Here is a 20,840-nt window from a genome sequence, read left to right on the forward strand (position 1 = left end):
CATCAGGCCAGCTTCTTCAGCAGCTCGGTGGCGAGCGGGGCGGAGGAGGCGGGGTTCTGGCCCGTGACGAGGTTGCGGTCGACGACCACCTTCGGGGCCCACGGCTCACCCTCCTGGAAGTCGGCTCCGGCCTCGACGAGACGGTCCTGGAGCAGCCACTTGGCCCGCTCGGCGAGACCGGCCTGGCGCTCCTCGGCGTTGGTGAAACCGGTCAGGCGGTACCCGGCGAAGGCGTTCGAACCGTCGTCCTTCGTGGCGGCGAGCAGGGCGGCCGGGGCGTGGCAGACCACACCCAGCGGCATGCCGATCTCCAGGGCGAGGGCGAGGAGCCTGCCGGAGTCGGCGTTGGTGGCGAGGTCCTCCATGGGGCCGTGGCCGCCGGGGTAGAAGACGGCGGCGTAGTCGGCGAGGTCCACGTCCTCCAGCCGGATCGGCCCCTGAAGCTCGGTGAACGCGGCGAGCGAGGCGGCGACCTTGTCCGCGCCTTCCTGGCCGCCGTTGGCCTCGGGGGCGAGGGAGCCGCGGTCGACGGTGGGCACCACGCCGCCCGGGGTGGCGACGACGATCTCGTGGCCGGCGGCCTTGAACGCCTCGTAGGGGGCGACGGCCTCCTCGGCCCAGAACCCGGTGGGGTGCTTGCTGCCGTCCGCCAGCGTCCACTGGTCGGCGCCGGTGACAACGAAAAGGATCTTCGACATGGTGGGTCTCCGGGGGGAGTGCGGTCTGACGTTCTGTGCTCAGAGCGTCAGCGTGGCGATGTATCGACCGTAGACCGATCGGACATAAGTATCCAATGCGGAAATAAATACGAGGCATCGGAAATCCGATGGGGGTTTTCGGAATAGCGTCGGGGCGAGGGCCGGGGTGCGGCCTACGTGACAGGGGGACGCGCGATGCCGGGTCGGAGCGATGAGCGGCAGGTCTCGACCCTTACCAGGGTGACCGGCGCCATCCAGCGCCTCCTCGCTCTGGACGCCACCCAGGGCGCCCGCGCGGCCGTCCCCGCGGCGCGCGAGGCCGTGCGGTCCGTGCCCGAGCTGTCCGCCGACCCCGAGCGGCTGCGAGGCCTGGACCGTGAACTGCTCGCGGAGTTGGCCGAGTTGTGCGAGGTCATCGGCTGGATCCTCTTCGACGCCGGACTCCACCGCCCCGCCCACCGGGCGAACGCGCGGGCGCTGGCCCTCGCGGAGCTGTGCGGCGACCGCTGGACGGCACGCCTCGTGCTGCTGAACCACAGCATGCTCCAGGCCCACACCGGCAGGTCCCGCGCCGCTCTGGAGACCGCTTCCCGGGTGTACGGCTCCCGTGCCCTCCCGCCCAGGGTGGAGGCCCTCGTCCTGATCCGCCGGGCCCACGCCATCGCCCTGCTCGGTGGCGACCGTGAGCCCGAGGCGCTGGTCTCCCGGGCCCGCGGCCGCTTCCTGGACGGCGTCTCCCGCCACGACCCGCCCTGGGCCTGGTGGATCGACGACACCGAACTCCTCGGTCACCAGGGCTGGGTGCTGGCCCGGCTGGGCCGCTGGGACCGGGCGATCCCGCTCCTGCGCCGGGCCGCGACGGCCCCCGGCGGCCCCGCCTACCGCGACCTGTTCGGCGCGGAACTGCTCGCGGCGCTCACGGGGGCCGGCGCCTGGCGGGAGGCCGAGGGCGTCATCGCGGACCTCGCGCCCCGCGCCGCCCGCATCGCCTCCGCCCGCACGCTCGGCTCGCTCGCCGCCACCGCGACCCGGCTGCGCGGCAGCACGACGGCCACCCCTTCGGCGCGCGACGGGGCGGCGCACCTCCTGGAGGTGCTGGGCGCCCCGCCGCCCGAGGCCCTCAGCGCCCCGGAGCGCCGGCTTTCAGCCCGTCCATGACGAGGTCCATCAGGCGCCCCGCGCGCGCCTGCCACTCGCCGTGCGGATCGATCTGCCACAGCCCGGCGATGGCCAGCAGGAAGTCGTCGGGGGTCACCCCGGACCGGATGGTGCCCGCTTTCTCGTTCGCCTCCAAAAGGACCGCCACGGCGTGCGTCAACGGTCCGTGGCCCACCCCCGCCAGGCTGCCGAGCGCGCTGGTCGCCCGGCGTATGGCGTCGGCGAGGCCCGCCTTGGCCATCGCGTACTGCACGAGGCGGTCCATCCACTCCCGCAGGGCCTGGTCGGGCGGCCGGGTGTGGAGCAGCTGGCAGGCGGCGTCGCAGACCTGCTGGACCTCGAAGCGGTAGACCTCCAGGACGAGCGCCTCGCGATTGGGGAAGTTGCGGTAGAACGTCCCCTGCCCGACGCCCGCCTTCCGCGCGATCGTGCTCAACGGCGCGTCGCTCGCCCGCGTCAGCTCCACCAGGGCCACTTCCAGGATGCGCTCGCGGTTGCGCTGCGCGTCCGAGCGCAAGGGTGCGTCCTTGTGCTGCCCCACTCGCTCTCCTCCCGCGCCTCACGGCCCGATTCGGCCTTGCTAAGCGGACACCTGTCCGCTAAGTTCGAAGGCTCATGGACAACTGTCCGCTTAGGGCCACCCTAGCGCCGGAAACGGCCGCGCGGGCCGATCTCCCGCCTCTGGTCGCCCTTCTCCTTCTCTGTACAGCGCCACCTCTCCCGAACCTCGCGCCGGGACCGCCTCGTCCGGTGCGATACGCGAAAGAAGGCTGCTCATGGCCCCATCGACGTCCAGTGCCCTCACCCTCCATATCAACGGCGAGAAGCACACACTGACCGTCGACCACCGCACCACCCTGCTCGACGCGCTGCGCGAGCGGCTCGACCTCACCGGCACCAAGAAGGGCTGCGACCAGGGCCAGTGCGGTGCCTGCACGGTGCTGATCGACGGCCGCCGCGCCGTGTCCTGTCTGCAACTCGCGGTCGCCGCCGAGGGGCGCGAGATCACCACCATCGAGGGCGTCGCCGACGGCGACCGGCTGCACCCCGTGCAGCAGGCGTTCCTCGACCTCGACGGCCTCCAGTGCGGCTACTGCACACCCGGCCAGATCTGTTCCGCCCTCGGCGTGATCGAGGAGCACGCGGCGGGCTGGCCGAGCGCCGCCACCACCGACGTGCGGCCCGAAGCGGGCGTGCCCGAACTCACCGCGGAGGAGATCCGCGAGCGGATGAGCGGCAACCTCTGCCGCTGCGGCGCGTACGTGTCGATCGTGCAGGCCGTCGCGGAGGCGGCCCGCGCCGAGAAGGAGAGCGTATGAGGGACTTCGGATACCAGCGGGCGCACGACGTGCCCGGGGCGGTCGCCCTGCTCGGCGCCGACCCCGACGCCCGCTACCTCGGCGGCGGCACGAACCTCGTCGACCTGATGAAGACCGGCGTCGAACGGCCCGCGCTCCTCGTCGACGTACGCGAACTGCCCCTGGACGGCATCGAGTCCACCGACGACGGCGGACTGCGCATCGGGGCGACCGTCACCAACAGCGACCTCGCCGCCCACCCCGAAGTGCGGCGCCGCTACCCGGCGTTGGCCGAGGCCGTCCTCGCGGGCGCCTCCGGCCAGCTGCGCAACATGGCGACCGTCGGCGGGAACCTGCTCCAGCGCACCCGCTGCGGCTACTTCACCGACCTGAGCAAGCCGTGCAACAAGCGCACCCCCGGCAGTGGTTGCTCCGCCGTCCGGGGCGAACACCACAACCACGCGATCCTCGGCGCCACCGAGCACTGCGTGGCCATCCACCCCTCCGACATGGGGGTGGCGCTCGCCGCCTTCGACGCCGTCGTCACCTACGAAACGCTCGACGGGCCGGGGGAGTTGCCGCTCACGGAGTTCTATCTTCCGGTGGGGGACACCCCGCATCTGGAGACCGCGCTGCCGCCCGGCGCGCTCATCACCGGCATCACGCTGCCGCCCGCACCGGTCGCGGCCCACTCCCGCTACCGCAAGGTGCGCGAGCGTGCCTCGTACGCGTTCGCCATCGGCTCCATAGCCGGGGCGCTCGACGTCAGGGACGGTGTCGTGCACGAGGTGCGCCTCGCCCTCGGGGCGGTCGCGTCCCGGCCCTGGCGGGCGCGGGCGGCCGAGCGGGCCCTGACCGGGGGCCCGGCGACCGCCGAGGCGTTCGCCGCCGCGGCGGACGCCGAACTGGCCGCGGCCGAGCCGCTGTCCGGCAACGCGTACAAGGTGACGCTCACGCGCAACCTCGTCGTGGCCCTGCTGACCGAACTCGCCGAGGAGGCCACCCGATGACCACGACCACCGGCCCCACCGCGGTGACGGGCTCCGTCGGCGTCGCGCACACCCGCGTCGAAGGCCGCGACAAGGTCACCGGCGCCGCGCGCTACGCCGCCGAGATCCCCTTCACCGACCTCGCCCACGGCTGGCTGGTGCTCTCCACGATCGCCCGCGGCCGCGTCACCTCCGTCGAGGCCGAACCCGCCCTCGCGATGCCCGGCGTCCTGACCGTCCTGCACCACGGGAACGCGCCGCGCATCGACGTGCACTACCAGGGGCTCATGGGCTCGCCCGACCCGGTCGTCGGGGTCTTCCAGCACGATCGGGTGCCCTTCGTGGGCTGGCCCGTGGCGCTCGTCGTCGCGGAGACGTCCGAGCAGGCCAGGGAGGCCGCCGAGACCCTGGTGGTCCACTACGCCCAGGAGCCGCACGACATCGCGTTCTTCGCGGGGCGCCCCGGCAGCTACACGCCCGAGGCCGACGGCATGCACACGGAGAAGGGCGACCTGGAGGCCCAACTCGCCGCCAGCGCCCACGTCGTGGACGCCCAGTACACCACGCCCGAAGAGCACCACAGCCCGATGGAACCGCACGCGGCGACCGCGCGCTGGGACAACGGCCGTCTCGAACTCGTCGACTCCAACCAGGGCAGCAACTGGATCGCCGACGAGCTGACGAAGGTGTTCTCCCTGGAGCCCGGCTCGGTGCGGGTCCGCTCCGAGCACGTCGGCGGGGCCTTCGGCTCCAAGGGGCTGCGGGTCCCCCAGGTCCTCGCCGCGATGGCGGCGACCGTACTCGACCGACCCGTCCGGGTCGTGCTGACCCGCCGACAGATGTTCTCCCTCGTCGGCTACCGCAGCCCCACCGCGCAGCACGTCCGGCTCGGCGCGGACCCCGACGGACAGCTGCGCGCCCTCGACCACCAAGCGCTGAACCTCAGCTCGACCGTCCATGAATTCGTCGAGCCGAGCGCGGGGTTCGCACGCCCGATGTACGACGCCGACGCGCACCGCACCCACACCCGCGTGGTGCGCCTCGACGTGCCGACGCCGACGTGGATGCGCGCCCCCGGCGAGGCCCCGGGGTCCTTCGCGCTGGAGTGCGCGCTCGACGAACTGGCCGAGAAGTGCGGCGTGGACCCCATCGCGCTGCGCCTTCGCAACGAACCGGAGGTCGGACCCGTCTCCGGGCTGCCGTTCAGCAGCCGCAACCTCGCCGCCTGCTTCGAGGAGGGCGCCCGCAGGTTCGGCTGGGCGGAGCGCGACCCGCGCCCCCGCGTGCGCCGCGAGGGACGCTGGCTGCTCGGCACCGGCATGGCCGCGGCGACCTTCCCGGTCCTCGTCGGCCCGGCGACGGCGGGCGTGACGGCCGAGGCCGACGGGACGTTCACCGTCCGCATCGCCGCCGCCGATGTCGGCACCGGCGCGCGGACCGCGCTCACACTGATCGCCGCCGACGCCCTGGAGGTGGCGCCCGAGCGCGTCCGGGTCCAGGTCGCCGACAGCGACTTCGGCTTCGCGATGATCGCGGGCGGCTCGATGGGCACCCGGTCCTGGGGCTGGGCGGTCACGGCCGCCGCGCGCGAACTGCGGGACAAGCTCGTCCCCGGTGGCGACATCCCCGCCGAGGGCATCACCGCGAAGGCCGACACCGGCGCCCTGCTCGGCACACTCACGCAGAAGGAACGTCACTCCTACGGCGCGCAGTTCGCCGAGGTCGCCGTGGACGTCGCCACCGGCGAGGTGCGCGTACGCCGCATGCTCGGCATCTTCGCCGCGGGCCGGATCATCAACCCGCTGACCGCGCGCGGCCAGCTGACCGGCGGAATGACCTGGGGCCTTTCCATGGCGCTGCACGAGGAGGCGGTCAGGGACCAGGCCACGGGCGCACCCGTGGGCCCCGACCTCGCGGGCTACCACGTCGCCGCGCACGCCGACGTGCCGCACATCGAGGCGGACTGGGTGGACGACCCGGACCCCGACGACCCGGTCGGGATCAAGGGCATCGGCGAGATCGGCATCGTGGGCGCCGCGGCAGCGATCGCCAACGCCGTCTGGCACGCGACGGGCGTCCGTCACCGGCACCTGCCGATCCGCCCGGACCGTGTCATCGAGGACGGTGTGAGCGAGGACCGGGTGACCGCGGCGGGCGGCGGCAGTGCTTGACATCGCCGACGACCTGAACCGCTGGGTCCAGGAGGGCCGGGACTTCGCGGTCGCCACCGTCGTGCGCGTCGGCGGCAGCGCACCGCGGGGTCCCGGCGCGGCCCTCGCCGTCGACGGCGAGGGCACGGCCATCGGCTCGGTCTCCGGCGGCTGCGTGGAAGGGGCGGTGTACGACCTGTGCGTCCAGGCCCTCCACGCGGGCGAGGTGGTGGTCGAGCGGTTCGGGTACAGCGACGAGGACGCCTTCGCGGTCGGCCTGACCTGCGGCGGTGTCATCGAGGTGCTGGTCGCCCCGGTGGCCGCGGACGCGCCGAACAGGGCGCTGCTCGCCACCGCCCTCGCGGCCGCCGCCCACGGTGAGCCGGCCGCGCTCGCCCGGATCACCGCGGGCCCCGCCGACCTGCTCGGCAAGGCGATCGTCGTGCACGGCGACGGCACGATCGAGGGGAGCCTCGGCGGGCATCCGGAGCTGGACCGCACGGCGGCGGGGGAGAGCCGCGCCCTGTTGGCGGCCGGCCGCACCGGCGAGTTCGTCGTCTCGGAGAGCGGGTCGCGCTGCGGGAGCGCCCTGACCTTCCTCGTCGAGTCGAGCGTGCTGCCGCCCCGCATGATCGTGTTCGGGGCGATCGACTTCGCCGCGGCCCTGGTCCGCGCAGGCAAGTTCCTCGGCTATCACGTCACGGTCTGCGACGCCCGCCCGGTCTTCGCGACGGCGGTTCGCTTCCCCGAGGCGGACGACATCGTGGTCGAGTGGCCGCACCGCTACCTGGAGCGCACCGCCACGGACAGCCGCACGGCCTTGTGCGTGCTCACCCACGACGCCAAGTTCGACGTGCCGCTGCTCGCCGCGGCGCTGCGGCTGCCCGTCGCGTTCGTCGGCGCGATGGGCAGCCGCCGCACCCACGAGGACCGCGACCGCAGGCTCCGCGACATCGGTGTCACCGAGGACGAACTGGCCAGGCTGCACTCGCCGATCGGCCTCGACCTCGGCGCCCGTACGCCCGAGGAGACCGCCCTGTCGATCGCGGCGGAGATCGTCGCGGTCCGACAGGGCGGCACGGGACTGCCGCTCACCGGCTCACGGACGCCGATCCACCACGAGGCGCCCGCGAGCCGCCTTCAGCGGGCGGCCAGTTCGTAGAAGCCCCTGCCGAACGTGGCCGCCACCAGACGGTCGTGCCCCGCGTCGTACTCGATGTCGTCGACCGGGACCGCGGGCAGGCCCCGCCCGAGCCGCGACCACGTCGGCTTGCCGGACCGGGACGTGAACACGCCCTGGTCGGTGCCGACGTGCAGCCGCCCGCCGTGCCCGAGGACGAGGTCGTTCACGGGCGCGTCCGGCAGATTGCCCGAGAGGTCCTGCCAGCTCCTGCCGCCATCCGAACTGCCGTATACATGGGCCTTGTTGGAACCGGAGCGGTAGGCGGAGTGGGTGGTGTACACGCGGTCGGGGTCGCGCGGGTCGACCACCACGCGGGTCACCCAGGAGCGGCCCTCGGCCAGCTTCGTCCAGTGCGCGCCCAGGTCCTCGGTCACCCAGACCCGGCCGTCGTCGGTGCCCGCGTAGACCGTGCGGCCGTCACCCGCCGGCGCGATCGACGTGATCGTTCCGTAGTTGGTGTAGAGCGGGTCGGGGCCGGGCCCGCCGGACAGGTCGGGGCTGATGGGCCGCCAGGTCGCGCCGCCGTCGGTGGAGCGGTTCACCACCTCCGAGCCGTAGTAGAGGACCTTAGGGTCCTTCGGGTCGAAGACGACGGGTGTGAACCAGTTGCGGCGCTTGAACGTCGTCCTGTCCGCGAAGTACGTCAGGGTGTCGCCGCCGTCGGTGGAGCGGAAGCAGTTGCCGTACTGGTAGCAGGCGAAGACGTTGTGCACGTCGGTGGGGTTGATCAGGTTCTCCTCACCGTCCCCGCCGAGGTACTCGTTGAAGCGCTCCCCGCCCCAGGAGCGCAGCGAGCCGTTGTCCTGCGCGCCGCCGGATATCCGTGCGGTGTCCTGCGGGCTGATGGCCGCGCTGTAGAGCTGGGTGTACGGCTCGTGCCTGGCCTTGACCCAGCCGCCGTCGCCGTTCGCGTCGGAGCGGTAGACGCCGCCGTCGTTGCCGAGATAGACACGACCCGGCCGGCGCGGGTCCCACACCATCGCGTGCTGGTCGACGTGGATGCTGGTGTCGTCGGCGCTCCAGGTGGCGCCGCCGTCCTTCGTGGTCATCAGGGGCACGCCCGCGACCTGTACGTGGTCCGCGTCCTTCGGGTCGGTCCACACCTTGCCGAACCACCAGCCGAACGACGACTGCGACGCGGTCAGCCGCTGATCGGCCGGGGTGCGCCGCCAGTGGTCGCCGCCGTCGGTGGACGCGTAGAAGCCCTCGAAGGGCCCGCTGGTCCTGTTGACGATCGCGTACGCCTTCTCGCCCGCGACGGCGAGGCCGATGCGCCCCACGTCCGGTCCTCGCCCGGGGAGGCCTGCGCCGAGCCGCCGCCAGGACCTGCCGTCGTCGTCGCTGCGGAAGATCCCGGAGCCCACACCGCCGTAGGTGCGCAGCTCGGGCGTGCGGCGGTGGTCCCAGAGCACGGCGTACAGCCGCTTGCCCCGGACGATGATCTCAGTGGCTCCGGTGAACTCGTTGGCGCCGGACAGGATGCGCCGCCAGGTCTTGCCGCCGTTCTCCGTGCGGTAGACGCCACGGTCGCCGCCGCCGTTGTAGAGCGAACCGGCCGCGGCCACGTAGACGCGGCGCGGGTCGCGGGGATCGACCGTGATCGCGCTGATGGCGCCGGAGTCGCGCAGGCCGATCCGCCGCCAGTGCCGGCCGCCGTCGGCGCTGCGGTAGAGGCCGGTGCCTTCGTACGTGATGCTGCCGCCGCCGGGGTTGGGCTCGCCGGTGCCCGCGTACAGGGCGCCGTCCGGGCCGGTGGCGACCGCGCCCATGGCTTGGGTCCAGCCGTCGGGCCAGGCGGACTTGAACGTCCGCCCCGCATCCGTGCTGCGCCAGATCCCGCCGCTGGCAGCGGCGGCGTACAGGGTGTCGGCCCGCTTCGGGTCGAGGGCCAGCGACACGATCCGGCCGCCGATGTTGGTGGGGCCGAGGGCCTTCCAGCGGCCGCCGGTGGTGGGCAGTTCGCGTGCCTGCGCGGCGGCGTTCTCGTGGGCGTGCCGGGGGAGCGGCTCTCCCGGCACGGTCTTTTGCAGATAGCGGTACTCGGCCGGTGCGGCGGGCCCGCGGACGGGGCGGTACACGTCGCCCGGCCCCGGCGGCGCCGCGCTCGCCGGTGCGGTTGCCAGGAGGACTACGCCCGCGAGCGGGGCGAGGACCAGATGAAGCAGGCGTCTTCGCATAAGCACCCTCTTCGTCGGCATGGCCAGGACAAGCCGTGCCGACGTTACGAGAGGGTGCGGAGGAACAGTAGGGCGGAAGTTGGCCGTTGTGGACCGAGCGCGCGCGAGGGGCGCTGGACGCCGCCCGCGGCCCCGGCCGCCTCACGAGCCCGGCAACTCCCGCCGCTCCAGGGGAGAGGTCGCCGGACCCTGAAGAACCTCCCCGTCGGTGCCGAAGCGCGAGCCGTGGCACGGGCATTCCCACGTGGTCTCCGCCTGGTTGAAGGCGACCAGGCACCCCAGGTGCGTGCAGCGGGCGGAGACGGCGTGGAGCGCGCCGCTCTCGTCGCGGTGCACCGCGCAGCGGCGCCCGTCGATCCGCACCACCGCACCCGAGCCCGCCGGGATCTCGTCCACCGAGTCGACATGGGTGCGCAGCCGGTCCCCGACGAAGTGCTTGGCGACCTCGGCCTGCTGGCTCAGCAGGGCCGGAGCCTCGCGCACGGTGCTGAGCAGCCGGCGCGGGTCGTACAGGTCGGCCCACGGCGACTTCTGTCCGTCGATCAGCCGGGCGAGCAGGCTCCCGGCCATGACGCCGCCGCTCATGCCCCAGCCGCCGAACCCCGTGGCCACGTAGGTGTGGCGGGCCCCGGGATGGAAGGGCCCGACCATGGGGACACCGTCGGTCACGGAATTGTCCTGGGCCGCCCACCGGTAGGCCGTCTCCGCGACGTCGAAGTGCTCCCGCATCCACGCGTCCAGCGCCCGGAAGCCGGCGGCGGCGTCGCCCGTGCCCGGGGTGAACCCCTCGCCCGTCACGATGAGGAGACGCCCGCCGTCGTCCCCGTACGGCGCGGTGCGCACCGAGCGCTTGCCTTCCTCCTGCGTGATGTACATGCCGCCGGGGTCCTGCCCGGGGGCCAGCGGCGCGGCGACGACGAGTTCGCGGTTGGCCGACAGCCTGGCGAAGAGCAGAGCGCGGTCGAAGACGGGGTAGTGGGTGGCGACGACGACCGCCTTCGCGGTGACCGTGTGCCCGGACTCCGCGGTCACCCTGCACGGGGATCCCTCGCGCAGGCCGGTCACCCGGGTCCGCTCGTGAATGACACCGCCCCGCGTCCGGAGATCCTCGGCGAGCGCCAGCAGATAGGCGCGGGGATGGAACTGCGCCTGGTCCTCGACGCGCACCGCGCCCGCCACGGCGAAGGGCAGATCGGTGACCTCCGTGTATCGCGCGGGCAGACCGGCCTCGCGGGCCGCGTCGGCCTCCGCGCGCAGTTCGTCGGTGCCGTCCGCGCGGGTGGTGTACGTGTAGGCGGGCGCGCGCTCCAGTTGGCAGTCGACGCCGATCTCGGCGCACACGGCCGCCACGTGCTCCACCGCCTCCTGCTGGGACCGCGCGTACAGGTGGGCGGCCTCCGGGCCGCGGGTGCGGCGCAGCCGCTCGTACACGAGGGTGTGCAGGGAGGACAGCTTGGCGGTGGTGTAGCCCGTCACGCCCGCGGCGATGCGGTCGGCTTCCAGGACGGCGACCGTCCGCCCGGTGCGGGCCACCTCCCACGCCGTGCTGAGCCCCGCGATGCCGCCGCCCACCACGGCGACGTCCACCTCGATGTCCTGTGCCAGGGGTGGATACGACGTCGGGTCGCTGGTGTCCATCCAGTACGACTCGGGCCGGCCCGGCAGTGGCCCGGTACGAGGTGTGACGGCCATGGTGGCTCCCTGGTCTCGGGATTCGTGGGTCGTGGTCTCGGGGTTCGTGCGGGTTCCCCGATCCCCACCGGGTCAACCCGGTGGGGATCTTGCCCACAGGCTACGCAAAAGGGGCATAGCGTGCTTCTGGGGTGGCCGGTCCTACAGCCAGTCGCGGGGCAGCGTCTCGTTCCACGTACGGGAGAAGACGCGGCGCTCACCCTCGTAGCCGTCGAGGGTCGCGTCGACGAGGAAGTTCTCCTCGTCGCACCGCAGCACCGTGCGGGTCCGCACACTCACCTCCCAGTCGTCGCGCGCGAACCGCATCGTCCACTCCGACTCGCCGGCCACCGACGTGAAGTCGTCACCCGTGGAGGTGTACCGCTCGAAGGCGCGGCAGCCGACGTCGAGGCCGATCTCCTCGAAGCGGACGGTGCCGCGGTCCTTGACGATCTCCAGCGCGGAGTTGTAGCCGACCAGGTCGCGCCGGACCTCCCAGCGCTGGTCCGGCGGCGAGAGCCGGGTGGTGGCCAGCGGCTCCGCGCCCTCGGGCTCGTCGAAGGGGCGCTGCGGCGCGTTGTCCGGCTCGGCGACCGGCCGCACCGGCAGCCGCAGCGCGCTGGAGCCCTCGTACACGCTGAGCAGGACGGGCCGGGGCGGGGGCCAGGCGAGCGGCCAGTACGACGTGGACAGCGAGAGCCGGATGCGGTGGCCGGCCGGGAAGGACTGGGCCACGCTGTTGAGCTGGAGGGTCGCGCGGTAGCGGCGCCCCGGCTCCAGGGGTTCGGGCTGCCCGGTGCCGTCCCTGTGGGTCAGGTTGAGTACGCCGTACGTCACCCGGGTGGCCCGCCCGTCCGGGGCGACGTCGGAGATGCGGGCGGCGACCGTGGCCACCGGTTCGCTGACCGACAGATCCAGGTCGACGCGGGGGGAGCCGAGGATCTCGACCGGCTCGGTCAGCTCGGGGGAGTCGAAGACCAGGGAGCCACCGTCCTCCTCTCGCTGGTCGTAGGGCAGGTCGGGCGGGGCGTTGTAGGAGGCCCACTTCCCCGCGAACTGGCCGACCGACAGCGGGGACTGGACGGTCATGGCCTCACCGGCGGCGTCCTGTCCCGCCACCGGCTCACTCTGCGCCGGGTCACCCTGCCAGGCGATGCGGTGACGCATCAGGGGGTGCGAGACCTCCTCGATGTGCGGCGAAGGCCAGTCCGGTTCGCCGACCCAGCGGCCCGGCCGCTCCTCGTAGGAGGTCGACGGCGGCACGCTGTCCTGCATCCAGGCCCGCAGCATCGGGCCCTCCATGACGCCGTTGTCCTCGCCCTTGAGCCAGTGGTCCCACCAGCGCACCACTTCCTGGAGATAGCCGATGGCGGGGCCGGGCTCACCCAGGTGCGGATACTTGTGCGACCAGGGGCCGATCAGACCCTTGCGCGGCACGTCCAGATGGCCGAGCAGCCGCGTCACGGCGTTGGAGTAGCCGTCCGCCCAGCCGCTGGAGGCCAGGACGGGGCAGCGGACGTCCTCGTAGTTCTCGCAGACCGAGGCGTGCTTCCAGTAGTCGTCGCGGCGCTGATGGCGCAGCCACTCCAGGACCCAGGGGCGTGCCTGGTCCATCCGCTCGTGCCACATCTCGCGCCAGCGCTCGCCGACCACCGCCGGGTCGGGCGGACAGGTGGCGTAGGCGAACATGGTGCCGGCCTCGGCGAGGTTGTCCGACAGCATCGCGCCGCCCATGTAGTGCATGTCGTCGGCGTACCGGTCGTCCGTGAACGAGGAGATGACGATGGCCTTCAGGCTCGGCGGCCGCCGAGCGGCGACCTGAAGAGCGGCGAACGCGCCCCAGGAGATGCCCATCATGCCGGTCGACCCGTCGCACCAGGGCTGCTCGGCCAGCCAGGCGAGCACTTCCTCGGCGTCGGTCTGCTCCCGCTCCAGGTACTCGTCCCGCAGGACGCCCTCGGACTCGCCCGTGCCGCGCACGTCCACGCGCACGCACGCGTAGCCGTGCCCCGCGATGTAGGGGTGATGGATCGAGTCGCGCACGGAACTCAGATCGCGCTTGCGGTACGGGATGTACTCCAGGACGGCCGGTACGGGCGCGTCGTCCGAGGACGTCGGGCGCCAGATCCGCGCCGAGAGCCGGGTGCCGTCGGACATCGGTACGACGACGTGTTCTTCCTCTTTGGTCGCGTACGGGAGATTGCCCACGTAACGCATGGGGCCGTGCCATCCTCTCGGTCGGTTCCTCCGCCGGGACAGGCGGAGTCCTGGGGGTTCTGTCCGCTCGTGCTAGGGCCTGTCCGGCGGATCAGGCCGTACTTGGGTGGCGGTCACCTTTCTGCGCCGCAGATCGGCGTGCCAGGCCCCGCGGCCCGCGGCATGATCCGCCGGACAGGCCCTAGTCGTTGGTCTGGTCGCGGCCGCCGGGCTCCGTGTCGTCGAAGGTGAGCCCGAGCGCGGCCACGCACCGGTCGTACTTGCGGCGCAGGTCCTCCTCGCTGTCGCCCCCGGTGTAGATGTGGGCCAGCTCGAAGCTGTAACTGTCCTGGTGACCGGAGTCGGACAGCCGCTGCCCCTCCTCGACGTTGACCTCGATCCGCACGTTCCCGATCTCGCGCTCGATGCGGTCGATGTCCTCACGCGTGGGCACGTTGTGCACCACGCCGTCGGCGAACCACCGGTAGTACCACTTGGCGGACGTCGCGCAGGGCCCTTCGCGATGGGGGATCGCCGGGTCCTCGTCGAAGGCGAGGCTGACCATGCAGTGGTGGTTCGGCACGCCGTCGACGTACTCGAACAGCTCCGCGTGCGACTGCGAGTGCCGCGGGTTGATCTCCAGCAGGTTCAGCTCGTCGGTACCGGGATCGTAGAAGTACTCGATGCTGAAGGTCGCGTTGTCCATGCCTATCTGCCGCATCACGCGCACGGAGACGTCGTGCAGCCGCCGCACGACCGGTTCCGGCAGGGTGGAGGGGTACTGGTGGCGCAGGAAGCACGAGGAGTCCGGGTAGTTGATGGAGTCGAGGACGCCGTAGACGGTGACCTCCCCCCGGTGGACGTATCCCTCGACCGCGACCTGGATCCCCGACAGCGCCTCCTCGGCGAGACAGACCTGGGCGCCGATCCCGTCCATCTCCGCGGGCAGCTCGATCTGGTCGAGGATGTGCTCGAAGGGGCGCCCGACCGTACCGATCCCCTCCTTGATCCTCGCCACGGCCGCGTCGAACTCGTCCTGGTCCTTCACGCTGTAGGCCAGCTTCGAGGAGTACGACAGGGCGGGCTTGAGCCACATGGGGAAGCGCACGCCCTCGGGAGGCCGCGGGGACTCGGCGTCCAGATCGACGCGGCCGAACCGGGGGTGCTCGTCGACCACCTTCTGCTGCTCAAGGCGGCTCCAGTACTTGTGCTCGCACTTGACGACCGACTCAAGGCTGGTGCTGCGGGTGCCGTACTGGGCGCCCAGCATCGGCACAAGGGTGCTCCCGGGGAAGTCCCAGTAGCTCACGATCGCGTCGATCTCGCCGTCGAACCCGTCGAGGACCTCCCGCGCCTTCGCGAGCAGGTCCGGCACGGAGACCTCGCCGCCCTGTAGCTCGTCGATCGTGAGCAGCGGATGGAAGCGATAGTCCCGCGCGTGCGGGATGGCGTGAAGTGTGGGCAGATTGGCCTCGTCCAGGCCGATCACGAATACGTTCTTTTGGCGTGCAGCCACAGATGCTCCCTCGTTCTTGTCCGGCGGTTCTCGTCCGGCTCTTCTCCGACGTCAGGGCGGCTGTGTACCCGCAGGCCGGACACGCACACGTTTTCGGCCATCAGGAGCGGGGAGCCATGAGGGCGGGGAGCCATGAGGGGTGGGGAGAGGAACCGACCCGGGAGGAGAACCATGGCCGACCGACACGGCCGCGACCGTGCCGTCGTGCAAGCCCTGCTCGACGCCCACGGCCGCACCTACGCCGAGGAGGCGGGCATCCGGCTGCGCGACACTCCGCAGCCGCTGTACCAGCTGCTCGTCCTGTCCGTACTGCTGAGCGCCCGCATCCGCAGCGCCGCGGCCGTGGGTGCCGCCAAAGAACTGTTCGACGCCGGTCTGCGCGACCCGCGGCGCATGTCCGGGGCGACGTGGCAGCAGCGGGTCGACGCGCTGGGCCGCGGCGGGTACCGCCGCTACGACGAGAGCACCTCCACCCGCCTGGGGGACGGCGCCGAGCTGATTCTGCGGGAGTACGGGGGCGACCTGCGCCGCCTGCGGGACGCGGCGGACGACGACGCCGCGCTGCGCCGCCTGCTCCAGACGGTGCCCGGCCTCGGCCCGACGGGCGCGGACATCTTCCTGCGCGAGGTGCAGCGGGTGTGGCCGGAGGTGGCACCCCGCCTGGGCGGCAAAGCCCTGCAAGGCGCGCACCGGCTCGGCCTGCCCGACGACGAGGAGGAACTGCTGCGCCTCGCCGGGAACGCGGACCCGGCGGCCCTGTCGGCGGCGCTCGTCCGCGCCGCCCTGGACAAGTCCGTCGCCGATGAACTGACGGGCGATGACCTACCGAACGGATGACCTATCGGGCGAGGCCTGACCTGCGGCGGGCGGAGTTCGCCGCAGGTCACACCGGCAGCAGCCGCGCGATCAGCTCGCCGAGCTGCCGGGCGTTGCGGCACTCGTGCATCTCGACCAGTTCCGCGTACGCGTACGCCGCCGAGTCACCGGTCGACCACTGCGCGCGCCGCTCGGGATTGAGCCAGTGCACCCGGCGGGCCCGCCCGGCGATCTGTCGCAGCGCCGGCAGATTGGGGTCCCTCATGTTCGTACGGGCGTCGCCGAGGACGAGGACCACGGTGCGCGGGCCGACCGCGTCGAGGTGGCGCTCGGCGAACTCGCCGAGGGACGTGCCGTAGTCACTGCTGCCGTGCCAGTCCGTCACGGCCGCCTCGCCGAGGATGCGGGCGCCGAGGCCCGCCGGGTCCGCGGAGCCGCGCGCGAGCAGCCCGGTCACCTCGTCGACACGGTTGACGAAAGCGAACACGCGCACCTTGCTGAACTGGTCGTGCAGCGCCTGCACCAGCAGCATCGTGAAGTTCGCGAAGCCCGCCACCGAACCGGACACATCGCACAGCAGTACGAGTTCGAGCCGCGCGGGACGGCGACGGCGCAGCACGGGCCGCATCGGCACACCACCGGTCGACAGCGAGCCGCGCAGCGTGCGCCGCAGGTCGATGGTGCCGTGCGCGGCATGCCTGCGGCGGGCGGCCAGCCGGGTCGCGAGCTTGCGGGCCAACGGATGAACGGCCCTGCGGAGTTCGTCCAGCTGGGCGCGGCCCGCGACCAGGAAGTCGACCCGGTCGGCGGTGGTCTCGACGGCCCGGCGGGCGACCTCCTCCGTGCCGCGCCGCTCGGCGACCCGCCGACGCGCCTCGGCCCGCACCCGCTCCCGGAACCCCTCGATGCGGCGCCGGATCTCATCGGGCTCCAGGCGGTCCGTGAACGCGGCGGCTCCCGGGCCCTCGCCGGTGGAGCCCGCGCGGAGAGCGGCGAGGACACGCGCGAGAAGCGTCTCGGGCCGCAGCCTGCTGAGCGTCTGGTGGGAGGACCAGCCGTCCGAGCCCTGCCCCGAGCCGTACCGGCCGAAGCCGTCCACCGCTTCGCGCGCCAACTGCCCGAGCAGCGCCCGGTCGTCGGCCGCGAGCGCGGCGACCAACCGCTCACGTAGCGCCTCCCGGTCGGCCTCGGCGCTCCTGTCCTGCGACGCGCTCCTGTCCGCCGACGCGCTCCTGTCCACCGGCCCGCCCACGCCCAGCGGGAAGTAGAGATCGAAGACGGGGTCGAAGACCGCCCGCTGGCTCTCCTGGTGCAGCAGCGCGGCCGCCAGTCCCTCCCTGACGCGTTCGCGGTCGGTGAGACCGAGCGCCGCCAGGGCGGCCGCCGCGTCGACGGTCTCACCGGGGCCGATGCGCAGGCCGTGGGAGCGCAGCGCCTTGACGAGCCCGGCGAGCCTGCCGGTGACCCCCTCGGCGTCGGCCGTCAGGGGGCCGGGAAGCGACGTCACACGGCGTCCAGATCCAGCTTCGCGACCGCCTTCAGCACATCGTCCTGGTGCTTGAGGAGGACGCCGAGGCTGTCGCGTACGACCGTCTCGTCCAGGGTGTCGGCGCCGAGCGCGAGCAGGGTGCGCGCCCAGTCGACGGTCTCGGCGACCGAGGGCGCCTTCCGCAGGTCCATGGCGCGCAACGCGCCCACCACCCGCACCACCGAATCGGCGAGCGCCTCGTCCAGGCCCGGCACCTTCATCCGGACGATGCGGCGCTCCAACTCCTCATCGGGGAAGCCGATATGGAGGAAGAGGCAGCGGCGGCGCAGCGCCTCGGACAGTTCCCGGCTCGCGTTGGAGGTGAGGACCACGAACGGGCGGCGCTCCGCGCTGATCGTGCCCAGCTCCGGGACCGTGACCTGGAAGTCGCTGAGGACTTCGAGGAGCAGGCCCTCCACCTCGACGTCCGCCTTGTCCGTCTCGTCGATCAGGAGCACCTTCGGATCACCGCCGCGGATCGCCGTGAGCAGCGGGCGGGAGAGCAGGAACTCCTCGCTGAAGATGTCCGTGCGCGTCTCGTCCCACGACTCGTCGCGCCCGGCGGTGATGCGGAGCAACTGCTTGGCGTGGTTCCACTCGTAGAGCGCGCGGGACTCGTCGACGCCCTCGTAGCACTGGAGCCGGACGAGGCGCGCGCCCGTGACCTGGGCGACGGCCTTCGCCAACTCCGTCTTGCCGACGCCCGCGGGGCCCTCCACCAGCAGTGGCTTGCCGAGCCGGTCGGCCAGGAAGACGGTCGTGGCGACCGCGGGCGAGGCCAGATACCCGGTCTCGGCCAAGCGGGCCGCGACGTCGTCGACGGATGTGAAGTACCCGGTCGTCATGGAGGTACCTGATCAGTTCCGGCCGCCGCCCACAACACGCGGCGGCGGTTTGGGGCGCACGTCACGTCCAGGGTCGCTGCTGCCCGGGAAGCGATGCCGACCCCGCGCGAGCGACAGAGGTAAATGGGTTACGCTTATTTCATCGATCTTGTGATCAAGAGCAGAGGAGCCTGTCATGACCCGTCCGAGCAGCGCCCACGGTTACCGGTCCCGCGCCGCACGCCTCCTGGGCCGGCCCCTCACCCTCGGCGATCTGACGCTGCGCAACCGCATCGCGATGGCCGCGGTGACCCGGCGCTTCTCACCGGGCGGCGTGCCGGGCGAGGACGTCGCCGCGTACTACGCGCGGCGGGCGGCGGGAGGCGCCGGCCTGATCGTCACGGAGGGCACCTACATAGGACGGGACGCGGCTGCGGCGTACGACCGGGTGCCGCACTTCCACGGCGAGAGGGCCCTGGCCGGCTGGGCGCGGGTGGCCGAGCGGGTGCACGAGGCGGGCGGCCGCATCATGCCCCAGCTGTGGCATACGGGCGTGGTCCGCACCGACACCGTCCCGCCGCTCGGCGTCCCCGCCGAGGGTCCTTCGGGGATCGGCCTCGACGGCCGTCCGCACGGCAGGGCCATGACGCTCGACGACATCGACGCGGTCGTGGAGGCCTTCGCGGAGGCCGCCGCCACCGCCGAGCGCATCGGCTTCGACGGCGTCGAACTGCACGGCGCCCACGGCTATCTGATCGACGCCTTCCTGTGGCACGGCACCAATACCCGCGGCGACGCCTACGGCGGGGACCACGCCTCCCGTGCCCGGTTCGCCGCCGAGGTCGTCGCCGCCGTACGCGCGGCGGTCTCACCCGGCTTCCCGGTCGTCCTGCGCCTCTCGCAGTGGAAGACCGACCACTACGACGCCCGCCTCGCCGAGAACCCCGCCGAACTGGAGCATTTGCTCGCACCCCTCGCGGCGGCGGGCGTGGACGCCTTCCACGCCTCGACGCGGCGCTACTGGCTCCCCGAGTTCGACGGCAGCGATCTGAACCTCGCGGGCTGGGCGAAGAAGCTCACCGGCAAGCCGTCGATCACCGTGGGCTCCGTCGGGCTCGACCAGCAGTTCGCCGGGGCGCCCGGGCGCACCCAGCGCTCCGGCGTCACCGGTATCGATCCGCTCCTGGACCGGCTGGAGCGCGACGAGTTCGACGTCGTCGCCGTCGCCCGCGCGCTGGTCGCCGACCCCGAGTGGCCCGCCAAGGCGCTCACCGGCCGGTTGGACGAGGCGGTGCCGTACGACGCCGCACGCCTCGACGCCCTGGTGTGAGAGGGGCGCGGGACCTGGCGTGAAAGAGTGGGTCGGCCCTTTCGAACCCCGGAGAGTGATCCGCCATGACCTGGCCCGCGACCGCGCGCTACCGCCTGGAGCCCGCGCCCGGCGGCCTCGGACTCGTCCAGGACCTGCTCAACACCGTCGCCGCCGGTACACCCCCGCACCCCGACCTGCTCGACGGCCTCGCCGAGGCGCGGGCATGGGCGCACGAGGCCGCCGTTGAGTGGGCGGCGGCGACCGGACTGCCCGCGCCGCACCTCACCCTCGACGCCGAGGGGCTGCGCGAACTGCGGACGTTCCGCGAGACGCTGGGGAAGCTCGTCGCGCGGCAGGGGGAGGGGCGGAGCCAGGAGAGCGGTGAGGGGGCCGGGGCGCTCGGGCCGGGCGTGGCGTACTCCGGTGAGGCGGCGCTGCGGCTCGGTGAGGACGGTGTCGTACGCCTGGAGCCGTGCGGCACCGGCTGGCGCCACCTGGTCGCACTGGCCCTCGCGGCGGCGTACGACGGGCGGCGCGCCGACACGGCGCGCCGCCTCAAGACCTGCCGCAACCCGCTCTGCCGGGTCGCGTTCTACGACCGCTCCCGCAACAACAGCGGAGTCTGGCACGACGTCAAGACATGCGGGAACGCGGCGAACCTGCGGGCCTACCGGGCCCGCCGCCGCGAACAGGAGACCTGACGCGACCTGCGCCAGGAGGCCTCCTGAAGGCGCTCAGGACTCGATGGGCGTCAGGACGAACAGGGGGATCTCGCGGGTCGTCTTCTTCTGGTAGTCGTCGTAGTCGGGCCATACCGCGACCGCCCGCTCCCACCAGACGCGCCGCTCCTCACCGGTGGCGACGCGCGCGCGGTAGTCCTTCTTCACCGGGCCGTCCTGAAGCTCGACATGCGGCTGGGCGACGAGGTTGTGGTACCAGGACGGGTGCGCGGGGTCGCCGCCCTTGGACGCCACTACCGCGTACTCCCCTTCGTGCTCGACGCGCATCAGGGGGTTCTTGCGGAGCTTCCCGCTCCTGGCGCCGACCGACGTCAGCACGATGACGGGCTTGCCCCGCAGGGTCGTGCCGTCCGTGCCGCCGGAACTCTCGTAGAGGTCGACCTGCTTGCTCGACCAATCCCATGTACCGGGCTCGTACTCTCCAGTCAGAGGCATGACCTGTACAACGACGCGTGCCGACCGATTGTTCCCGCCCCCCGCCCGGATTGCCCACACCAGCCATGCGTTAAAAAGGCATCAACGGTCCATCGGTATCAAGGTTCATCCGTATCGAGGTCCATCGGTATCAAGGTTCATCGAGGCGG

Annotated in this window: 17 protein-coding genes; 8 read left to right on the forward strand and 9 right to left on the reverse strand. The window is 72.6% G+C overall.

What is annotated here, in order from left to right:
* Positions 1-2: 2 nt before the first annotated feature.
* The gene (locus IG54_RS0103205) at positions 3-698 is read right to left on the reverse strand and encodes a type 1 glutamine amidotransferase domain-containing protein (protein WP_030777011.1); all 696 of its coding nucleotides are present in this window, start codon (positions 696-698) and stop codon (positions 3-5) included.
* Between the two features lie 240 nt (positions 699-938).
* Between IG54_RS0103205 and IG54_RS0103210 the strand changes: the two genes are divergently transcribed.
* A complete protein-coding gene (locus tag IG54_RS0103210) occupies positions 939-1,856 on the forward strand; it encodes a DNA-binding protein (protein WP_199809490.1) in 918 nt (305 codons plus the stop codon).
* On the opposite strand, the gene IG54_RS0103215 is transcribed toward IG54_RS0103210, so the two are convergent.
* Positions 1,819-2,397, reverse strand: a complete 579-nt coding sequence (locus IG54_RS0103215) for a TetR/AcrR family transcriptional regulator (RefSeq protein ID WP_030777015.1) — start codon at positions 2,395-2,397, stop codon at positions 1,819-1,821. The genes IG54_RS0103210 and IG54_RS0103215 overlap by 38 nt on opposite strands.
* Positions 2,398-2,632: 235 nt before the next feature.
* On the opposite strand from IG54_RS0103215, the gene IG54_RS0103220 reads away from it, so the two are divergent.
* The 4 genes from IG54_RS0103220 to IG54_RS0103235 are packed head-to-tail and all read left to right on the forward strand — an operon-like array spanning position 2,633 to position 7,455.
* The gene (locus tag IG54_RS0103220; protein ID WP_030777017.1) at positions 2,633-3,175 is read left to right on the forward strand and encodes a (2Fe-2S)-binding protein; all 543 of its coding nucleotides are present in this window, start codon (positions 2,633-2,635) and stop codon (positions 3,173-3,175) included.
* Positions 3,172-4,164 carry an FAD binding domain-containing protein gene (locus tag IG54_RS0103225; RefSeq protein WP_030777019.1) on the forward strand — a complete coding sequence of 331 codons (993 nt, stop codon included), beginning with the start codon at positions 3,172-3,174 and terminating at the stop codon, positions 4,162-4,164. The genes IG54_RS0103220 and IG54_RS0103225 overlap by 4 nt, the downstream gene beginning before the upstream one ends.
* On the forward strand, positions 4,161-6,314 hold the full coding sequence (locus IG54_RS0103230; protein WP_030777023.1) for a xanthine dehydrogenase family protein molybdopterin-binding subunit: 2,154 nt from the start codon (positions 4,161-4,163) through the stop codon (positions 6,312-6,314). Before IG54_RS0103225 ends, IG54_RS0103230 begins: the two co-directional genes overlap by 4 nt.
* Complete coding sequence (locus IG54_RS0103235) at positions 6,307-7,455, forward strand: XdhC family protein (RefSeq protein WP_030777026.1); 1,149 nt, start codon at positions 6,307-6,309, stop codon at positions 7,453-7,455. The genes IG54_RS0103230 and IG54_RS0103235 overlap by 8 nt, the downstream gene beginning before the upstream one ends.
* Here the strand turns inward: IG54_RS0103235 and IG54_RS0103240 are convergent.
* The 4 genes from IG54_RS0103240 to IG54_RS0103255 form a co-directional block, all read right to left on the reverse strand.
* The gene (locus tag IG54_RS0103240) at positions 7,434-9,653 is read right to left on the reverse strand and encodes a WD40/YVTN/BNR-like repeat-containing protein (protein WP_030777028.1); all 2,220 of its coding nucleotides are present in this window, start codon (positions 9,651-9,653) and stop codon (positions 7,434-7,436) included. The two genes, IG54_RS0103235 and IG54_RS0103240, sit on opposite strands and share 22 nt — an antisense overlap.
* A gap of 141 nt (positions 9,654-9,794) precedes the next feature.
* Complete coding sequence (locus tag IG54_RS0103245; RefSeq protein WP_030777031.1) at positions 9,795-11,345, reverse strand: FAD-dependent oxidoreductase; 1,551 nt, start codon at positions 11,343-11,345, stop codon at positions 9,795-9,797.
* A 141-nt stretch (positions 11,346-11,486) separates the two neighbouring features.
* Complete coding sequence (locus IG54_RS0103250) at positions 11,487-13,541, reverse strand: CocE/NonD family hydrolase (RefSeq protein WP_030777033.1); 2,055 nt, start codon at positions 13,539-13,541, stop codon at positions 11,487-11,489.
* A gap of 181 nt (positions 13,542-13,722) precedes the next feature.
* On the reverse strand, positions 13,723-15,036 hold the full coding sequence (locus IG54_RS0103255; RefSeq protein WP_030777035.1) for an ATP-grasp domain-containing protein: 1,314 nt from the start codon (positions 15,034-15,036) through the stop codon (positions 13,723-13,725).
* A gap of 171 nt (positions 15,037-15,207) precedes the next feature.
* Between IG54_RS0103255 and IG54_RS0103260 the strand changes: the two genes are divergently transcribed.
* Positions 15,208-15,873: a hypothetical protein gene (locus tag IG54_RS0103260; RefSeq protein ID WP_030777038.1), complete on the forward strand. Its 666-nt coding sequence runs from the start codon at positions 15,208-15,210 to the stop codon at positions 15,871-15,873.
* Between the two features lie 46 nt (positions 15,874-15,919).
* Here the strand turns inward: IG54_RS0103260 and IG54_RS0103265 are convergent, their stop codons facing one another.
* The gene (locus IG54_RS0103265; RefSeq protein ID WP_030777042.1) at positions 15,920-17,338 is read right to left on the reverse strand and encodes a vWA domain-containing protein; all 1,419 of its coding nucleotides are present in this window, start codon (positions 17,336-17,338) and stop codon (positions 15,920-15,922) included.
* Between the two features lie 17 nt (positions 17,339-17,355).
* Complete coding sequence (locus IG54_RS0103270) at positions 17,356-18,225, reverse strand: AAA family ATPase (RefSeq protein WP_030777045.1); 870 nt, start codon at positions 18,223-18,225, stop codon at positions 17,356-17,358.
* Between the two features lie 175 nt (positions 18,226-18,400).
* On the opposite strand from IG54_RS0103270, the gene IG54_RS0103275 reads away from it, so the two are divergent.
* Both IG54_RS0103275 and IG54_RS0103280 read left to right on the forward strand, forming a co-directional pair.
* Positions 18,401-19,534, forward strand: a complete 1,134-nt coding sequence (locus IG54_RS0103275) for a 12-oxophytodienoate reductase (RefSeq protein ID WP_030777046.1) — start codon at positions 18,401-18,403, stop codon at positions 19,532-19,534.
* Between the two features lie 65 nt (positions 19,535-19,599).
* Positions 19,600-20,217: a CGNR zinc finger domain-containing protein gene (locus IG54_RS0103280; RefSeq protein WP_030777048.1), complete on the forward strand. Its 618-nt coding sequence runs from the start codon at positions 19,600-19,602 to the stop codon at positions 20,215-20,217.
* 33 nt (positions 20,218-20,250) lie between these two features.
* Here the strand turns inward: IG54_RS0103280 and IG54_RS0103285 are convergent, their stop codons facing one another.
* A complete protein-coding gene (locus IG54_RS0103285; protein WP_030777051.1) occupies positions 20,251-20,691 on the reverse strand; it encodes a nitroreductase family deazaflavin-dependent oxidoreductase in 441 nt (146 codons plus the stop codon).
* Between the last annotated feature and the right edge of the window lie 149 nt (positions 20,692-20,840).

This window comes from Streptomyces sp. NRRL S-920, from assembly GCF_000717945.1.
In the GTDB taxonomy this organism is placed as follows: domain Bacteria; phylum Actinomycetota; class Actinomycetes; order Streptomycetales; family Streptomycetaceae; genus Streptomyces; species Streptomyces alboniger.

What these genes read in the sequence shown, in the direction of transcription:
- IG54_RS0103270 (WP_030777045.1), bottom strand. Translation starts at nt 18,225, where the DNA reads ATGACGACCGGGTACTTCACATCCGTCGACGACGTCGCGGCCCGCTTG.
- IG54_RS0103205 (WP_030777011.1), bottom strand. Translation starts at nt 698, where the DNA reads ATGTCGAAGATCCTTTTCGTTGTCACCGGCGCCGACCAGTGGACGCTG.
- IG54_RS0103275 (WP_030777046.1), top strand. Translation starts at nt 18,401, where the DNA reads ATGACCCGTCCGAGCAGCGCCCACGGTTACCGGTCCCGCGCCGCACGC.
- IG54_RS0103240 (WP_030777028.1), bottom strand. Translation starts at nt 9,653, where the DNA reads ATGCGAAGACGCCTGCTTCATCTGGTCCTCGCCCCGCTCGCGGGCGTA.
- IG54_RS0103260 (WP_030777038.1), top strand. Translation starts at nt 15,208, where the DNA reads ATGGCCGACCGACACGGCCGCGACCGTGCCGTCGTGCAAGCCCTGCTC.
- IG54_RS0103285 (WP_030777051.1), bottom strand. Translation starts at nt 20,691, where the DNA reads ATGCCTCTGACTGGAGAGTACGAGCCCGGTACATGGGATTGGTCGAGC.
- IG54_RS0103250 (WP_030777033.1), bottom strand. Translation starts at nt 13,541, where the DNA reads ATGCGTTACGTGGGCAATCTCCCGTACGCGACCAAAGAGGAAGAACAC.
- IG54_RS0103245 (WP_030777031.1), bottom strand. Translation starts at nt 11,345, where the DNA reads ATGGCCGTCACACCTCGTACCGGGCCACTGCCGGGCCGGCCCGAGTCG.
- IG54_RS0103230 (WP_030777023.1), top strand. Translation starts at nt 4,161, where the DNA reads ATGACCACGACCACCGGCCCCACCGCGGTGACGGGCTCCGTCGGCGTC.
- IG54_RS0103280 (WP_030777048.1), top strand. Translation starts at nt 19,600, where the DNA reads ATGACCTGGCCCGCGACCGCGCGCTACCGCCTGGAGCCCGCGCCCGGC.
- IG54_RS0103225 (WP_030777019.1), top strand. Translation starts at nt 3,172, where the DNA reads ATGAGGGACTTCGGATACCAGCGGGCGCACGACGTGCCCGGGGCGGTC.
- IG54_RS0103220 (WP_030777017.1), top strand. Translation starts at nt 2,633, where the DNA reads ATGGCCCCATCGACGTCCAGTGCCCTCACCCTCCATATCAACGGCGAG.